This is a genomic window from Rhodococcus mengyinensis (genome assembly GCF_048381435.1).
Taxonomy (GTDB): Bacteria; Actinomycetota; Actinomycetes; order Mycobacteriales; family Mycobacteriaceae; genus Rhodococcus_F; species Rhodococcus_F opacus_D.
Window position 1 is genome coordinate 1 of the sequence record NZ_JBLWIT010000132.1, and the last position, 14,600, is coordinate 14,600.

The 14,600-nt window shown below is 64.2% G+C and carries 14 protein-coding genes; 9 read left to right on the plus strand and 5 right to left on the minus strand.

Going from position 1 to position 14,600, the window contains the following annotated elements:
• On the minus strand, positions 1 to 251 hold a 251-nt coding region (locus ACNJ7E_RS30920; RefSeq protein ID WP_418341750.1), incomplete at its 3' end, for a DJ-1/PfpI family protein.
• A gap of 131 nt (positions 252 to 382) precedes the next feature.
• On the opposite strand from ACNJ7E_RS30920, the gene ACNJ7E_RS30925 reads away from it, so the two are divergent.
• From ACNJ7E_RS30925 to ACNJ7E_RS30945, 5 genes are all read left to right on the plus strand, one after another.
• Complete coding sequence (locus tag ACNJ7E_RS30925; protein ID WP_418341733.1) at positions 383 to 1,021, plus strand: HD domain-containing protein; 639 nt, start codon at positions 383 to 385, stop codon at positions 1,019 to 1,021.
• 234 nt (positions 1,022 to 1,255) lie between these two features.
• The gene (locus ACNJ7E_RS30930) at positions 1,256 to 1,693 is read left to right on the plus strand and encodes a carboxymuconolactone decarboxylase family protein (RefSeq protein ID WP_280782243.1); all 438 of its coding nucleotides are present in this window, start codon (positions 1,256 to 1,258) and stop codon (positions 1,691 to 1,693) included.
• Positions 1,694 to 1,712: 19 nt separating this feature from the next.
• Positions 1,713 to 4,454, plus strand: a complete 2,742-nt coding sequence (locus tag ACNJ7E_RS30935; RefSeq protein WP_280782242.1) for a helix-turn-helix transcriptional regulator — start codon at positions 1,713 to 1,715, stop codon at positions 4,452 to 4,454.
• Between the two features lie 74 nt (positions 4,455 to 4,528).
• Positions 4,529 to 4,888, plus strand: a complete 360-nt coding sequence (locus ACNJ7E_RS30940) for a hypothetical protein (protein ID WP_280782241.1) — start codon at positions 4,529 to 4,531, stop codon at positions 4,886 to 4,888.
• A 616-nt stretch (positions 4,889 to 5,504) separates the two neighbouring features.
• Entirely contained in the window at positions 5,505 to 6,143 is a 639-nt protein-coding gene (locus ACNJ7E_RS30945; protein WP_280782240.1) for an HD domain-containing protein, read from the plus strand.
• Between the two features lie 211 nt (positions 6,144 to 6,354).
• Here the strand turns inward: ACNJ7E_RS30945 and ACNJ7E_RS30950 are convergent, their stop codons facing one another.
• The gene (locus ACNJ7E_RS30950; RefSeq protein WP_280782239.1) at positions 6,355 to 6,564 is read right to left on the minus strand and encodes a hypothetical protein; all 210 of its coding nucleotides are present in this window, start codon (positions 6,562 to 6,564) and stop codon (positions 6,355 to 6,357) included.
• 489 nt (positions 6,565 to 7,053) lie between these two features.
• Here ACNJ7E_RS30950 and ACNJ7E_RS30955 point away from each other — a divergent pair, with 489 nt between their 5' ends.
• Complete coding sequence (locus ACNJ7E_RS30955; RefSeq protein ID WP_418341734.1) at positions 7,054 to 9,408, plus strand: ATP-binding protein; 2,355 nt, start codon at positions 7,054 to 7,056, stop codon at positions 9,406 to 9,408.
• A gap of 213 nt (positions 9,409 to 9,621) precedes the next feature.
• On the opposite strand, the gene ACNJ7E_RS30960 is transcribed toward ACNJ7E_RS30955, so the two are convergent.
• Both ACNJ7E_RS30960 and ACNJ7E_RS30965 read right to left on the minus strand, forming a co-directional pair.
• Positions 9,622 to 10,608, minus strand: coding sequence for an FHA domain-containing protein (locus ACNJ7E_RS30960; RefSeq protein ID WP_418341735.1), 987 nt, complete (start codon positions 10,606 to 10,608; stop codon positions 9,622 to 9,624).
• A gap of 56 nt (positions 10,609 to 10,664) precedes the next feature.
• Positions 10,665 to 11,282 (minus strand): glycosyltransferase, encoded by a 618-nt coding sequence (locus ACNJ7E_RS30965; RefSeq protein ID WP_418341736.1) that lies wholly within the window; start codon positions 11,280 to 11,282, stop codon positions 10,665 to 10,667.
• 632 nt (positions 11,283 to 11,914) lie between these two features.
• Between ACNJ7E_RS30965 and ACNJ7E_RS30970 the strand changes: the two genes are divergently transcribed.
• On the plus strand, positions 11,915 to 12,271 hold the full coding sequence (locus ACNJ7E_RS30970; protein ID WP_280782235.1) for a dsRBD fold-containing protein: 357 nt from the start codon (positions 11,915 to 11,917) through the stop codon (positions 12,269 to 12,271).
• Between the two features lie 211 nt (positions 12,272 to 12,482).
• A complete protein-coding gene (locus ACNJ7E_RS30975) occupies positions 12,483 to 12,851 on the plus strand; it encodes a hypothetical protein (protein WP_280782314.1) in 369 nt (122 codons plus the stop codon).
• A 668-nt stretch (positions 12,852 to 13,519) separates the two neighbouring features.
• On the opposite strand, the gene ACNJ7E_RS30980 is transcribed toward ACNJ7E_RS30975, so the two are convergent.
• Positions 13,520 to 13,744, minus strand: a complete 225-nt coding sequence (locus ACNJ7E_RS30980) for a hypothetical protein (protein WP_280782319.1) — start codon at positions 13,742 to 13,744, stop codon at positions 13,520 to 13,522.
• Between ACNJ7E_RS30980 and ACNJ7E_RS30985 the strand changes: the two genes are divergently transcribed.
• Positions 13,685 to 14,518, plus strand: a complete 834-nt coding sequence (locus ACNJ7E_RS30985; RefSeq protein WP_280782313.1) for a helix-turn-helix domain-containing protein — start codon at positions 13,685 to 13,687, stop codon at positions 14,516 to 14,518. The genes ACNJ7E_RS30980 and ACNJ7E_RS30985 overlap by 60 nt on opposite strands.
• Positions 14,519 to 14,600: the final 82 nt, after the last annotated feature.

Sequence of the window (14,600 nt, forward strand, 5' to 3'; positions counted from 1 at the left end):
GGGTAGATGTCGCCGCCGGCCACGAGGAAGGTGTCGGGGGCAGGCTCCGATCCTGCGTCGCCGTCGACGGAGACTCTTATGCCAATAGACGACGCCACGTCTGCCCCGGTCGGCGACAACAACACGATCTGGTAATCGGCGCCGCATAGATTCGCCTCCGCGAACACCTCGGCAGGGCCGGCGACATCGAGCAGTTTCACCCCGTCGTAGACCAGGACCGCGACCCGATGCGGGTGGGGGCTGGTGTGCATGCTCACTGCCTGTCCGGATTCGAGTGGGTCATGGCCGGACTGAGGCGGCGCCGGAGGCCAGGTGTGCGGCACCGTTGGGGGACGGACACATCGTCTGTTCTACAACATCGAAACCTGAAAGTGCAGGATCCATGACCGAGATCATCGCAGGAGTGGAGATTCCCGAGACGCAGGCGGCGGCCGAGGCCACTCGCCTCGTCCAGGATACGACGAACCCGCTGATTTTCCATCACTCGCGGCGGGTGTTCCTCTTCAGCACGCTGCGGGCTCGCGTACTCGGCCTGCGGCCGGACCCTGAGCTGCTGTATCTGTCGGCGCTGTTCCACGACACGGGTCTGCTCACGCCCTTCTCGGATGTGGAGCAGCGGTTCGAGCTCGATGGGGCCGATCATGCTCGTAAGTTTCTGCTCGATCGCGGTTTCTCCGACGCCGCCGCCGAGGTGGTGTGGACGGCGATCGCGTTGCACACGACGCCGGGGATTCCCGGCCGGATGGGGGATGAGGTCGCTGCCACGAACTTCGGTGTTCTCACCGATGTGGTCGGGTTGGGTTTGGACGGTCTGGACCCGGATCAGGTGGAGGAGATCACCGCTGTCCATCCGCGGGGTGACTTCAAGAACGAGTTTCTGCGTGCTTTCGTCGACGGGCTCAGCTATCGGCCGGACACGACCTACGGCACCGTCAATGCCGACGTCCTGGAGCACTTCGTTCCGGGCTTCCGCAGCATGAGCATGGTCGATCGGATCATGGGGTCGGCGTGGTCTGCATGATCGGAAGTACCGCAAGACAGCGACGAAGAAGGCGGTCCGACAACGCAACGATCGTCGGGTCGCCCAGGTATGTCCTCCATTCTCGTCACGCGAGTGAACCATCGGCGGGTACGTGATGCCGCGCCAGGACGGACTGGACGCCCATCCTTCATCTGCCGGGCAATCTCGTCTAGAGCCTTCGGCGTGGGCGCCAGGACCCCACGACTACTTTGCTACCCACTTAGAAAGAACACTATGACCAGCGTGAATCTCGGCAAGCAGCACCCGGCCGTTTACCAGAGCCTGATGAAGCTGGACGCGGAAATCAGGGCGGCCTTGGAAACTGCGGGAGTGGACCCACTCCTAGTCGAGTTGGTGAAGATCCGCGTCTCCCAGCTGAACGGCTGCGCCTTCTGTCTTCGACTTCACACCCGCGATGCCCTCGCCAAGGGGGAGACGACAGATCGACTCGCGGTCGTCGCAGCGTGGTGGGAGGCGCAGTACTTCAGCGACCAGGAGCGGGCAGCGCTCGCTCTCGCCGAACAGGTCACCGCTCTTGCCGTTCCGGAACGGCGAACCTGGGATGATGGCTCCCTCACTGACGCACAGGTGTCCGCGATCAGTTGGCTCGCGACTTTGATGAACGCCTGGAACCGGGTAGCCGTTACCAGCCACTACCCGGTTGCGCCGTAGGGAACGGGTCGGTGAACTGATGTTGTTGGGCAGGATGACTGAGTGCCGGACGCTCGACCGGTTGCTCCGCGAGACACGATCAGGGCGTAGCGGCACGCTCGTGTTGTGCGGGGCCCCTGGAATTGGCAAGTCAGCGTTGTTGGAGTACCTGGCGGAGCGAGCGTCAGGTTGCCGGGTTGCGCGAGCTCGCGGTGTCGAGTCGGAGATGGAGCTGGCGTTTGCGGGCTTGCACCAGCTTTGTGCGCCGATGCTTCACACGCTCGAACACCTGCCCTCACCGCAGCGAGATGCGCTGGGAATCGCATTCGGGTTGCGTGCAGGTGAACCGCCAAATCGCCTTCTGGTCGGCCAGGCCGTCTCGAGCTTGCTTTCGGCAGTCGCGGAGCAGCAACCTCTGGTCTGCTTGGTCGATGACGTGCAATGGCTCGATCGGGCCAGCGTCCAGGCGCTGGCGTTCGCCGGCAGGCGGCTGCTGGCCGAGCCGGTTCTTCTACTCTTCGCGGCGCGTGAGATCAGGCAGCAGGAGCTGCTGGACCTGCCGGACCTCGTGGTGGGTGGACTCGGCGACTGCGATGCGCGCCAGCTGCTGGCCTCCGGGATCCGCGGGCGGCTGGATTCGCAGGTGCTGGACCGTGTCGTGGCGGAGACGAGCGGCAATCCGCTGGCCCTCCTGGAGTTGTCCGGGGCGCTCACCTCTGCCGAGTTGGCCGGCGGGTTCGGGCTTCCCGCCGGGCAGCTTGCTAGCCGCATTGAGCAGAGTCTCCGGATACGCCTCGAGGCGCTGCCACCCGAGACACGGCGGCTCCTGCTGACGGCGTCGGCAGAGCCGGTTGGCGACGTGAGCTTGTTGTGGCGCGCGGCTGGACTCCTTGGGATCGATGCCAGCGCGGCCGCGCCGGCCGAGGACGCCGGGTTGCTCGAGCTTGGCACTCGGGTCCGGTTCCGCCATCCACTCGTTCGTTCAGCGGCCTACCGAACCGCGACCTTGGGCGAACGCCAGGAGGTACATTGCGCGTTGGCGGAGGCGACCGACCAACAGGCCGACCCGGATCGCCGGGCCTGGCACCGTGCCCGCGCGACACCGCGGCCTGATGAGACGGTAGCCGGGGAGCTCGAGCGCGCGGCCGGACGGGCCAATGGACGCGGCGGCATCGCGGCGGCAGCGGCGTTCCTGGAGCGGGCAGCCGAGCTGACTCCAGAGCCGGCCCGGCGAGGCACACGCGCGCTGGCCGCTGCCCAGGCCAAATTTGACGCTGGCGCGCCAGACCGGGCGGCCGAGCTCCTCGCGACCGCAGAGATGGGTCCGCTCGACGATCTGCAGCGGGCGCGGGCGGAGCGGATCCGTGCCGAGATCACGTTTGCGCGCAACCGCGGCAGCGACGCTCCAGCGCTGCTCCTCGACGCTGCCAGGCGGCTGAGTTTGCTCGATGCCGGGCTGGCCCGTGAAACCTACCTGGAAATGCTCGGCGCGGTGATGTTCGCTGGCCGTCTCGGCGGATACCGCGGGCTGCGCGAGGCGGTCGAGGCGGCCCGTGCCGCGCCTTCGGGGCCGCGGCCGCCCCGGGCAATCGAGCTGCTTCTCGACGGTCTCACGACCCGGTTCACCGAGGGCTACGCAGCGGGCGTACCCCAGCTCAAGGCAGCGCTTCGCGCGCTAAGTCTCGACGATGGCTCAGGCGAGGACGACGCCAGATGGCTTTGGCTAGCGTCCCGCGTCGCATCGGATTTGTGGGACGACGAGAGCTTGGATGAGGTTGCCACTCTTCAGGTCCGGCTCGCCCGTAGTGCCGGCGCGCTCAATGTTCTCCCTATCGCGCTCAACTATCGTGCCGATGTGTACGTGCACGCCGGAGAGTTCGCTGCCGCGTCAGCGTTGATCGACGAGGCGGAGGCGATCACACAAGCAACCGGTAACCCGCCCCTCAGATATACATCGCTGATGCTTGCTGCGTGGCGTGGGCAGGAGCCAGTGGTCCTGGGACTGATCGAGGCCAGCCTGGACGATGCGACCGGCAGAGGTGAGGGAAGGGCGATCACGCTGGCTGAATACGCGGAGGCGGTGTTGTACAACGGTCTCGGCAGGTACCAGGAGGCGTTTGACGCTGCACAAAGAGCGTGTGAGCATGGCGAGCTGGGTCTGGGTGGCTGGGCGTTGATTGAGCAGGTCGAGGCGGCTGCACGCCTTGGTAGGCCTCAGGCCGCTGCTGCGGCGTTGGCTGGTCTCGAGGAGCGGACACGGGCCAGCGGCACCGAGTGGGCCCTGGGGATCGAGGCCCGCTCGCGCGCGCTGCTGAGTGACGATGGGACGGCCGATGCGCTCTACCGCGAGGCGATTGAGCGACTCGCCAGCAGCCGTGTCGTCATTCATCTTGCCCGCGCTCGCCTCCTGTATGGCGAGTGGTTGCGTCGCGAGAACCGTCGCTCCGATTCGCGCGAACAGCTCCGTGCCGCCCACGAGATGTTCAGCCGCGTCGGGGCGGACGGCTTCGCCGAGCGTGCGCGCCGCGAGCTTCTGGCTACCGGGGAGAAGGCACGCAAGCGCACAGTCGAGACCTTCGGCGAGCTCACGGCGAAGGAGGCTCACATTGCTCGGCTGGCCGGTAACGGGCATACGAATCCCGAGATAGGCGGCCTGCTGTTCATCAGTTCCCGCACTGTCGAGTGGCACCTGCACAACGTGTACACCAAGCTAGGCATCGTGTCCCGCAGAGAGCTTCGTAAAGTGTTAATCAGCAACGGAGTCGCGACGCTGCCGATATAGCGGAGGCTCACGCCTTCACCGATCAGGAGAGCACGTGTCCGAGCTATCCTATAGGGCTGACGCGGTGATTTTCGGTGGCCAACACCGACGTCGGCTCCGCGCGTTCGACGCTGTCTCCCTTGTTCAGTGGCTGCTGGTTGCTTGGTGAACTCGCCCTCGACGTCCCGGGCGCCGCCGCGGCCCGGCCTGGCAACTCTTCTGCGGCGGGCGCCGGAAGAACGACCGCCTCGCCGCGGCCGCCGCACTGCTGCGGTGCCCGCGATCGCATCGAAGTCGATGGCGTCCGCGTCGGTCTGTGCTGGGACCTCATCGCTGACATCCGCCGCCTCGACAAGCTCGCGGCGAACGGCAAGCAGACGACCGAGGGCCTCGACGAGCACGGCACCCGACTGCAGGAGGCCGATGAGATCGGTGCGGTAACCGCTGCCGCCTGACCGGCGGAACATGTCGGGCCAGCCGGGTCCGGACCGCCGCGGCCTAGATCAGCGGCGTGGTTTCCCGCATCCGCTGATCGATGGTGCGGTCGGCATGGCCATCGGCCCGATTGGCGAGAATTCGGGGCACTTGACGTACCACAACGGCCCCACCTCGGTGGCGATACGATTCCTGAGCGTTTGTGTCAGAGGGGCTTTGCCCTCTCGTCGGGTCCGTCGAGCCATGACTGACGCACACATCGAGTCAATACAGGGTGGCCAGGTCCCGCAGCTACGCTGCACAGCTAGATAATAGGGACGGGCGTATGCATATTCCTCGGCAGCCCCGCTACGGCCGATCGAAATGTCACTGCCGCATTGCCTGTCGAGTAGGACTGCGTATCATAGCCCGATCCGTTCCAGGTCTCCTCAGCCAAGTCCTCGACCGGGGCGCGCTATCAAGCAGTATGACGCCCTGGAACGTGAAGATCTCGACGCAGTGAGGTGACTTCGAGGGCGATGTCTGGATTTGAGGACAGCTTGGCAGATAAGACATGGCGGCACGGATAGGGATTGCGACATTCTGAGTTCGCGGATCACACGAACCCGTGCCACCGAATAAGCGAGGAGACCTAAAATGAGCGAAACCATTGCTGGCGTGACAATTCCCGATACCAAGCTTGTCGCGGAGGCGACCGAGTTAGTCCGAGGTGCCACCTCGCCACTGCTGTTCCATCATTCCCGACGCGTCTATCTATTCGGTATGCTGCAGGGACAACAGCGGGGGCTTGTTCCGGATCCGGAGCTTCTATATGTAGGAGCGATGTTTCACGATCTGGGTCTGACGGAGCAGTACCGCAGGACCGACCAGCGGTTCGAGGTCGACGGGGCGAACGAAGCTGCTCGATTCCTTGTCTCCCATGGCCTTCCCGACGACGCCGTGCGCCGGGTGTGGACCTCGATCGCCCTCCACACCACGCCAGGGGTCCCTGAGTTCATGGAGCCCGAGGTGGCACTGGTGACCGCCGGCGTTGAGACCGATGTCCTTGGGATCGGATACCACGACCTCCAGCGGAGCGTGATCGATGCAGTCACCGACGCACATCCGCGGCCTGACTTCAAGCGGCGAATTCTGGCCGCGTTCACAGAGGGATTCAAAGACCGCCCCGGCACGACCTTTGGAACCGTCAACGCCGACGTTCTAAGTCACTTCCTTCCAGGGTTTGTCCGCGACGACTTCGTGAAGACCATCGAATCGAACGCTTGGCCGGAGTGAGAACTCCGTGCCTGGACCTACCGTCGTAGTTCGCCTATGGCTAGAGCCTTCACCACCGGTCCTTCCGACATGGGGGTCAATGTGCTCGACGCCGCCCCATTTCGCGTTGGAGCCGAATGGTCAAAGATCACCGACCTGATACGGGGATGTCCTTCATCGCATTCACTTACCGCGCAAGCTGGGCCGCACCGATTCGCGTGCGTGCCGTTCATCACTCGGCATCAAGCGCCGGGAACAACACAGAAAAGAGTTCGACATGACGAATTTTGCTCGTGGTGCACTGATTGCGGTTGCGGCGGTCACCGTCCTTGGAGGAGGCGGCGTCGGTGCCGCATCGGCACATCCGGCAGGTGCTCCGGATAGTCCGTCGCAGGTTCACGAGTCGTTCGTAGATCACTCGTTCAGCGCTCATCATCGTCATCCCCACTCGCCCAGGTATAATCCGTTCCAGTGGGGGATTTGCTCAAACGTTTCTTTCCAGGGCCATTGTCTCCCTTGAAGTCCATTGAGCGGCGGGGCGCCGGGGGAAGAGGACCGGTCGCCGTCCGCACTTCCGCGTTTGCACGCACCAGCCCATCCGAAAAGGAAACGCATTTTGGGAGCATCGTTGTGCCGCGAGATGTCGGCTCCGACAAGGGCACTGTCGTTGGCTGGCTGAGCACTGGAATCGCATCGGCGGGAACAGACATGCGGCGAACCAGCCGGGCATCATGGGTGGCGGCTTCGACGGGACGCGGATTACGGAATCAAATGAATATTGAACAGTTCGTCACAGGTTATCGGGGGAGCCGCGACGAGATCGGAATTTCACCCCTGAATCTGCACTGCTGGCTGGCATCGAGGTACCAGTCTCGGTTGAACGGGACAGAGTGATGCTGTGAGGTCACTCTTGCCAAAGGAGAGTGACAATGTGACGCTTCCTAGCGTCAGCGGCAAGGTCGGAAACCTGCCCGTGGAAGTGACCAGTTTCGTGGGTCGTCGCCGCGAGTTGACGGCGGCAAAGCGGCTGCTGTCGACTACCCGTTTAGTGACACTGACGGGCGTCGGTGGTGTCGGTAAGACACGACTGGCCTTGCGCGTGGCAGCGGACGCACGCCGCGCCTTCGACGACGGGGTGTGGTTGATCGAGCTGGGTGAGCTCCACGACCCGGAACTGTTGGCGGACAGCGTTGTCGCTGCGTTGGGATTGCGGGATCAGTCCTCCGAACCGTCGCCAAAGTTGTTGGCCGAGTATCTCGCCGACCGGCGGGTGTTGCTCATTCTGGACAACTGCGAACACATGGTGGAGGCGGCCGCGGAATTGGCCGAGACATTGCTTCGCTGGTTCCCTGATCTGCGCATCCTGGCAACGAGCCGCGAACATCTTGGCATCGGCGGAGAAGCGGTGATGCGGGTGCTACCCCTGGCAGCCCCCGATCCGGACCGTCCGCCATTGTTGGAGGGCCTGCCCGAGTGTGATGCCGTTACACTGTTCGCGCAGCGGGCCGAGGCCGCGTCGCCCGGATTCGTGCTCTCCGAGGACAATCGGGTCACGATCACCCGGATCTGCCAACGCCTGGACGGGCTGCCACTGGCGATCGAGTTGGCGGCGGCCCGACTGCGGGTCTTGACGCCGCAACAGATTCTGGATCGACTGACCGATCGAAATCGGCTGCTCACCACAGGCAGCCGCGATGCTCCGCTCCGCCACCAGACCCTGAAGCTGTCCATGGACTGGAGTTACGACCTGTGCGAACCGGTGGAAAAGCAGCTGTGGGCGCGGCTGTCTGTGTTCGCCGGTGGCTTCGAGCTCGATGCCGCGGAAAGTGTTTGCGCCGGGTTTCTCGAGCGGCATGAGGCGTTAGACGTGGTTGGTCGTCTGGTCGACCAGTCGATCCTGATCAGTGAAATGGGCGGCACCGCAGCGCGGTACCGGTTGCTCGGGAGCCTGCGCGAGTACGGATATCAGAAGCTGCAGGAGATGGGGGAGGAGGCGGCATTTCGTCGGCGGCACCGCGATTGGTGCCTGCAGTTGGTACAGCAGGCAGAGGAGGAGTGGATCGGGCCCCACCAGGTCGCGTGGATCACCCGGCTGAAACGAGAACAGCAGAATATGCGGGACGCTCTGCAGTATTGCGTGACCGAGCGCGGCGAAGCCGAGGCCGAGGCCGGCCTGCTGATCGCAGCCTCCCTACGCACGCTCTGGCTCGCTCACGGCCTGCTCAACGAGGGCCGATGCTGGCTTGACCGGGTGCTGGCCCATCACAGCGGTCCACCCACCACAGTGCGGATCAAGGCACTATCGGCCAACGCCGAGCTTGCCGGAATTCAAGGCGACCTCCAGAAGGTCGCAGTGCTCGTCGAAGAGGCGAAAGCTATCGCCGCGCACTTGGGCGGTATTGGGGTGCGAGCGCTCGTCACCCACGCCGACGGACTCCAGGCGCTCTTTGGGGGCGATCTGCCGCGCGCGGTCGACTGTTTCGGAGACGCGCTCGAGGTGTTCCGCGCCGAGGGTGATCTCCTACGACAGGTCGGGGGCCTGGTCGGGTTGGAGCTGGCCAGCGGACTTCTCGGAGATATGCCCCGGGCGATCGCATGCAAAGAGGAGGTGCTCGCGATCTCGGAACCTCGCGGCGAATCAGTGTATAGGGCGTGCGCCCTGTGGGCTCTCGCGCTAGCGGTGTGGCAGACCGACTACAGGCAGGCCGCACGGCTGCTCGAGCACAGCGTCCGGCTCACACGGGTGGTGGACGACCGAATCCACTTGGCATGGTCGCTGGAAGCGCTGGCTTGGATCGCCTCGGCCGAGCACCTCGACCGGCGGGCTGCCGTGCTGCTGGGCGCTGCCGCCGCGCTGTCAGCGACTGCGAGTAGCTCCCCTGTCACCGTCCCGAGCTTGCGCAGCTACCACGACGAATGCGTGCGGCAGTCCCGCCGCAGCCTGGGTGTACAGGTGTACGACGAGCAAGTGCGGCATGGCAAAACCATGACATTCGAGAATGCGGTTACCTACGCGCTCGACGAGGAGCAGGGGTCGGCGTCGCCGCCTGGTGTCGATTCCGCATGCGGGTTGACCAGACGCGAGCGGCAGGTCGCCGGCTTGGTCGCCGAGGGCCTGACGAACAAGGCGATCGCCGCGCAGTTGGTGATCTCGCAGCGCACCGCGCAGGGACATGTTGAGCACATCCTCGCGAAGCTCGGCTTCACGTCGCGTGCCCAGATCGCCGTCTGGGTCGTCGGGCTTGCGGAGGCGGAGCGGAGGGGCTCAGCAAGCCGTACTGTCTGATGATCGGTCAAGCGATCCTTGGGTTCTCCACCCTAAAGGCGACTCCCTGGCCGACTCGACGCACACACCGAGCACGCCGAGGACGTGCGCGGTGTACGCTTAGTGATTCTCCCAAAGTGTCTATGCCGCCGGGATTCAGGTCGCTGGCGCCGCTCGGAGATTGTCCGGATGCTGGGGAATCTGTCATCCAACCGGTGCGAGTGCCGGTCTGGCCTAGCGTCGTGTGGACCGCAGTGCGGAGGCGTGGGTGATCGCTTTCGTGGCGAGCATTAGCGAGTCCTCGCCGCGGGGTACGAGTATCGGCCGGTATCCGTGGTCGAGTAGTAGGGTCCCAACAGCCTCGAAAAACGAGGCCATGGTGTCGATCACGTTTCCTTCGATGAACACGTAGCCAATGAATCCATGCGTCGAGTGCGGCAACGGGTCCACTGCGAGTGCGGTGCTCAGCTCGCGCACGATACTGGCGAATTTGTGCGCTAGGCCGCTGAACGGAAGTGCGGCGGGCAGAGCGCCGGTCGCGTCGGCCTCCTGCATGACAATCATCGACAGGGAAATATCCTCGAGCAGATCATCCGTCGACGTCTGCGTGAACGCGTAGTAGTCGCGGTCGGCGGTGCCGGGCATCGACCCGTGAAAGCGATCGGCCAGCTCATGCGCCTCCTGCTTGAGCCGCTCGTCGGTACACAGCGAATTCTCCGCGAGACGCATGGTGGTCTGCTCGGGCGCGGTGGCGGCCCGGGCGGAGAGGTAGTCGTGTGCTGCCTCTGCGTCGAAGATGATGCGGGCCTCCGTGAGGGCCTTGATGAATCTGTGCACCCGCGTCTGCTCGCAACCGGGGCTGTCTTCCCCGCGGAAGGTCAACTTGGTAGCACCGATCCAGATGACGTCGCCCGATCGAAGCCGTCGACGACCTGTCAGTCGCTCGCTGTTGACGAATGTGCCGTTGCGGGACAACCCGTCGTCTACGACGGCCCAGTATGTGCCCGTCCACTCGATGACGGCGTGCAACCGGGACACCATTGAGTCCCAACTCAACACAATGTCGGATCGAGGCGAGCGCCCCACTATCACTCGTGGGGCGGTCTCAGACAGCGTCACCTCGCGGTCACGGCCCTGCCTGTCGGTGTAGCACAGGCGGGTTCCCTCAATTCGGTTCATGACTACCCCGCGAAATCCTGAACCACCACACAGCCTGCTCATTCGTCATTCGTCGCAGTCTTGCTTCCTGCTTCAATCCCCGTGATCGCGGCGCGAGGTCACGGGCGCGTTCGGCCATGCTTTCCCGTAGTGCGGGTGTGGTGAGGAGCCGCAACATCGCCTCGGCCATCCCGAACACGTCGCCGCGCCGGTAGATCAGGCCCGCGCTGGTGGGTACAACGAGCCCCACGGTGGCAGGGGTGCTCGGGAGCGACCACGGCCCGGCCGGCGGCTAACACCTCGCGTATCGTCGTCGTGCTCGTTGTGGTGCTCGGAACCACGAGATCTGCGGCGGCAAGCAGGTCGGGCCACCCCGGCCCGGAAGAATCCGCGATCAGGTGCACGTCGGTCTCGACACCGTGTGCGGCGGCCCTCCGCACGATGGCGTCGCGCTCCGCGCCGCCCCCGATGAGGGCGAGTTGTGCCTCGTAGACCCGCCGCACGACAGTGAACGCGGCGGCTAGTTGCTCGGCGTGCGCGATGTCGTCGAACGGTCCTACCGCGACGATCGTCGGACGGTTCGGGAGTCTGCCCGGCGATCGGGTGCCCGTCGGATAGTCGAGCGGACGGGACTCGCCGTCCGTCGGGGTACCGGCCTCCGTGGTTGTGGAATGGACCTGTGTTCTTGTCATCACCGTGCCTCCTTGTTCTGAATGATGCGTCCGTGCAGACAGCATCGTTTCTCGGCCGCCCGACCCCTTCGGCCGTGCCCGAATGCTGATCACACTGTCGAAAACCGATGCGGACTACCCATGTTGCAGTTCTAAGTCGTCTGTTTGTCTGAATGGGCGTCGTTTCGTCGTGACTGTCGGGGGTGCCAGTTGACGAACCCCATAGTCGCTGCGACGGAGACCGGTTCGCACCCGTGGCTTGCCCTGGTTAGTGCTACCGTGCCTGACCTGGATTTGGGGGTCCGGCATCCGATGCGACTGTCAGCCCCTTTGGCCGCCTCAGTCCCCGCACGGACGTGCCGGTGCGGGGGAGAACCGCCCTGCCGACGACCCGGGGTGCGGCCCCGGGTCTCTCACAGGCGCGACCGGGGGATGGGGCGGCCACCATGAAGTGGTCACACGAATCTGGCAACTCAATCGGGTGCGTGATCACCACAATCGATCGCTCTGCTGGCGGTTACCTCGGTGGAGCAAGCTGTCTTATCGCAGCGAGGAAGGCGAGGCGCCAGACACCGTGGAAACGCGCCACAGTCCGGGCACGCGCACAGGAATACGTAACCGCGGAGAAACCAAACACGTTCACAAGCACCGACACCGATGCGTCCCGGTGCAGATTACGAAAAGGAAGAGAGCCATCCATGAACGAAAAGACCTGGTCGGTGAAAATCGTCATCGACGAGCACAAATCCGATGAGACCGGAACCAAGACACGGGCGCGCGCCCTCCTACGTGTCAGCGGGCGGACCACCTTCGTAGGAACGGGGCTCGCCAGGCGAATTCCGCAACATATCGATGTCTCGGAAGTCACCGAGGGGATGGCCGCTGCCCGCGCCCTGGCAGACCTGTCGCATCAAGTGCACGAAGCAGCCGCGAAAAGAGAAGCGGCCACACGGAGCGTGCTGAATTCCGCGCGCATCGCAGAGGTTGCAGTCCCTCGGCCCGAGGCCACACGTGCTGCGCGCCATGATCGCACAACTGGCAGCTCCGCGCGGTAGACCAAGCGGGCGGTCGAGAACAGCACCCGGAGGCTGGAGGCCGACTACATCGATCTCTGACAAATGCACCGCCCACCAGACCATCGATCATGACAAGAGTTCGAAACGACATTCGGAGATCAACATGAAGGCAACGAAATTCGACAGAAGTGAAGTTCGAGTCTCCCGCATCGCATTCGGTGCGGACTCCCGCCGAACGCAGGGCCTCACCGTGGCACCCATTTTGCACATCGATGTCGCACGCGCACGTCGCTCCCGACGGGTTCTGTTCGTAGGCAACCCGGCCCGTTACGTCGAGGTGTCGTACTGGGCCATGGTCAAGCAGTGGATGGTCGTCCAGGGCCTTGAACCAGTGAGGAATCCGGACGGCGACGTCCTCTGCGTGGTCGTCACCGAGGACGTCCTCGACGGGGTTTGCTCGACCAAGGACGCCGAGACGATCGAGCGACTGCGCGGCCGGGGTGTCCCGGTCATAAACGTCCACGACACCATCCAGATCTGGCAGGCCACCGCCCGTGTCCGTGCCCGGCTCGCCGAGTCCGCCGTCGGGGATGACCGAGCTCGCATAGCCCCGGCGTGAACGGGGGTATCCGTTATCGTAGTCGGCGCGACTGTCCCTTGTCCGGATCGAAAGGTGGCCAGTTTCAGCTTCTTCAGGTTAATGCTGTTGCACTACGGGCATGCGATCGCCGAACGTCAGTGTCAGTGCGTTGAGCGCTGACTATTCCAGCGTAACTTCTCCACATGAGGCCTGCTCCTAGCGCGTTGTCCGGTATCGAGTCATCCGCAGTGGTGCTGGCGAGTGGTCCCCTGACGGCCGCAATCCTTGGCGGCCGCCGACTCACTTGCTCGACGCGTGGTATTGGAACCACTGTTCGCTGGCGTGGGTCTCGTCCTTCCGCGCCAATGGCAGGGTGTGTGGATGAGGCAAGGTGAAATATACTCTTGTACAGAGTTATTCGAGATAAGATGCTGTGCTCGTCGATATCGCGCTCGTGATTGATGGCACTGGCACGGCGCGGCATTCGGACATCATCGTCGGGTGCCGCACCGTCCGGTTCGGTGTGGAGGTCAATGCAGCATCGGTGATATGCGTGTCGAACAGGCCCCGATCGATGATAGGCGCGGCCGCCCATTCCTAGAAACGACTGGACGCGAGAACCGCAGCACCGTCAGGTCACGGCGAAGGGTTTCGTCAGCAGCCCCGGCTCGACGATGTAGGTCGGCCAGCCCTTCGCGGGGCGACTGTTAGGAGGCGACGGTTAGGATCGAAAGATGGCGCAAGACACACCGGCGGACCAGCCGGTTGTTTTCTCGACTGTCGGGTTGCCCGCGCGGCAGCGCGTCGAGCTGTGGGAGGGTCACAATGCCGATGCGCTGATCGGACTGCGATGCCGAACACTGGCTGCCGATGTGCTCGAAGCGACTGAGATCAACCTGCAACTCGACCGAGTGCAGCTCGCTCGTGTACACGGAACATCGCATGTGGTTGAGCGAGATGCTGAGCTCATCCGTAAACGGCCGACGGAGTCGGTTTCCATGTTCTTCGGCCTGGCAGGCGAGGCGTTCTTCTACCACGACGACGGTGTCCGCGCACTGCAACCGGGTCAGTTGCTGATCTGCGACGCAGACCGGCCATTCATGCGTGGCTTCTCCCACGGGCTGGAGGAACTCGTCCTGAAGGTGTCGCGTGAGACGTTCAGCGACGTGGCAGGCCTCGACGAGGTAGCCCAACCGACCGTTGTGGGTTTCGCAAGCGGCTCGGATCCCTTCGCTCATGCCCTTGCACGTCATATCGGACAGGCCGCCCGTGCGGAAAACCCGCAACCTGCCGACGAGGAGCTCCTGCTGGATCTCGTCGGGTTGCTGTTTGGCACCAAGCGCGAACCGATGGCGTCGACCTATCGCGTGGCGGTGACCAACTACATCGATCGGCACCTGGCCGACCACACGCTGTCGGCCTCGCAGGTCGCCCACGCGATCGGGATCAGTACTCGTCACCTGTCGCGTGTATTCGCCGAGGCCGACACCAGCTTCCCCAAGCACGTGATGAGGCGTCGTCTCGCGGCTGCGCATGCGCTGCTCCACGACCCCGCGCTCGCGACCACCACCGTCGCCGACATCGCGCGCCGCTGCGGATTCACCTCTTCCGCGCACTTCTCGCACGCGTTCAGTTCGCACTACGGCCAGCGCGCCACCGAGGTCCGGCAGCGTGCGATCGTCGCTCTCTCGATGTCGACCTCCTGAGACTGCGGCCTTCGTCGATCGGCCAACGTTTCGCGTTCCGGCCGTGATCGCCACGATACGTAGACGCCTCGTCTGTGACGCC

What these genes read in the sequence shown, in the direction of transcription:
- ACNJ7E_RS30925 (WP_418341733.1), top strand. Translation starts at nt 383, where the DNA reads ATGACCGAGATCATCGCAGGAGTGGAGATTCCCGAGACGCAGGCGGCG.
- ACNJ7E_RS30930 (WP_280782243.1), top strand. Translation starts at nt 1,256, where the DNA reads ATGACCAGCGTGAATCTCGGCAAGCAGCACCCGGCCGTTTACCAGAGC.
- ACNJ7E_RS30935 (WP_280782242.1), top strand. Translation starts at nt 1,713, where the DNA reads ATGTTGTTGGGCAGGATGACTGAGTGCCGGACGCTCGACCGGTTGCTC.
- ACNJ7E_RS30945 (WP_280782240.1), top strand. Translation starts at nt 5,505, where the DNA reads ATGAGCGAAACCATTGCTGGCGTGACAATTCCCGATACCAAGCTTGTC.
- ACNJ7E_RS30950 (WP_280782239.1), bottom strand. Translation starts at nt 6,564, where the DNA reads ATGACGATGATGAGCGCTGAACGAGTGATCTACGAACGACTCGTGAAC.
- ACNJ7E_RS30960 (WP_418341735.1), bottom strand. Translation starts at nt 10,608, where the DNA reads ATGAGCAGGCTGTGTGGTGGTTCAGGATTTCGCGGGGTAGTCATGAAC.
- ACNJ7E_RS30965 (WP_418341736.1), bottom strand. Translation starts at nt 11,282, where the DNA reads ATGCTGTCTGCACGGACGCATCATTCAGAACAAGGAGGCACGGTGATG.
- ACNJ7E_RS30970 (WP_280782235.1), top strand. Translation starts at nt 11,915, where the DNA reads ATGAACGAAAAGACCTGGTCGGTGAAAATCGTCATCGACGAGCACAAA.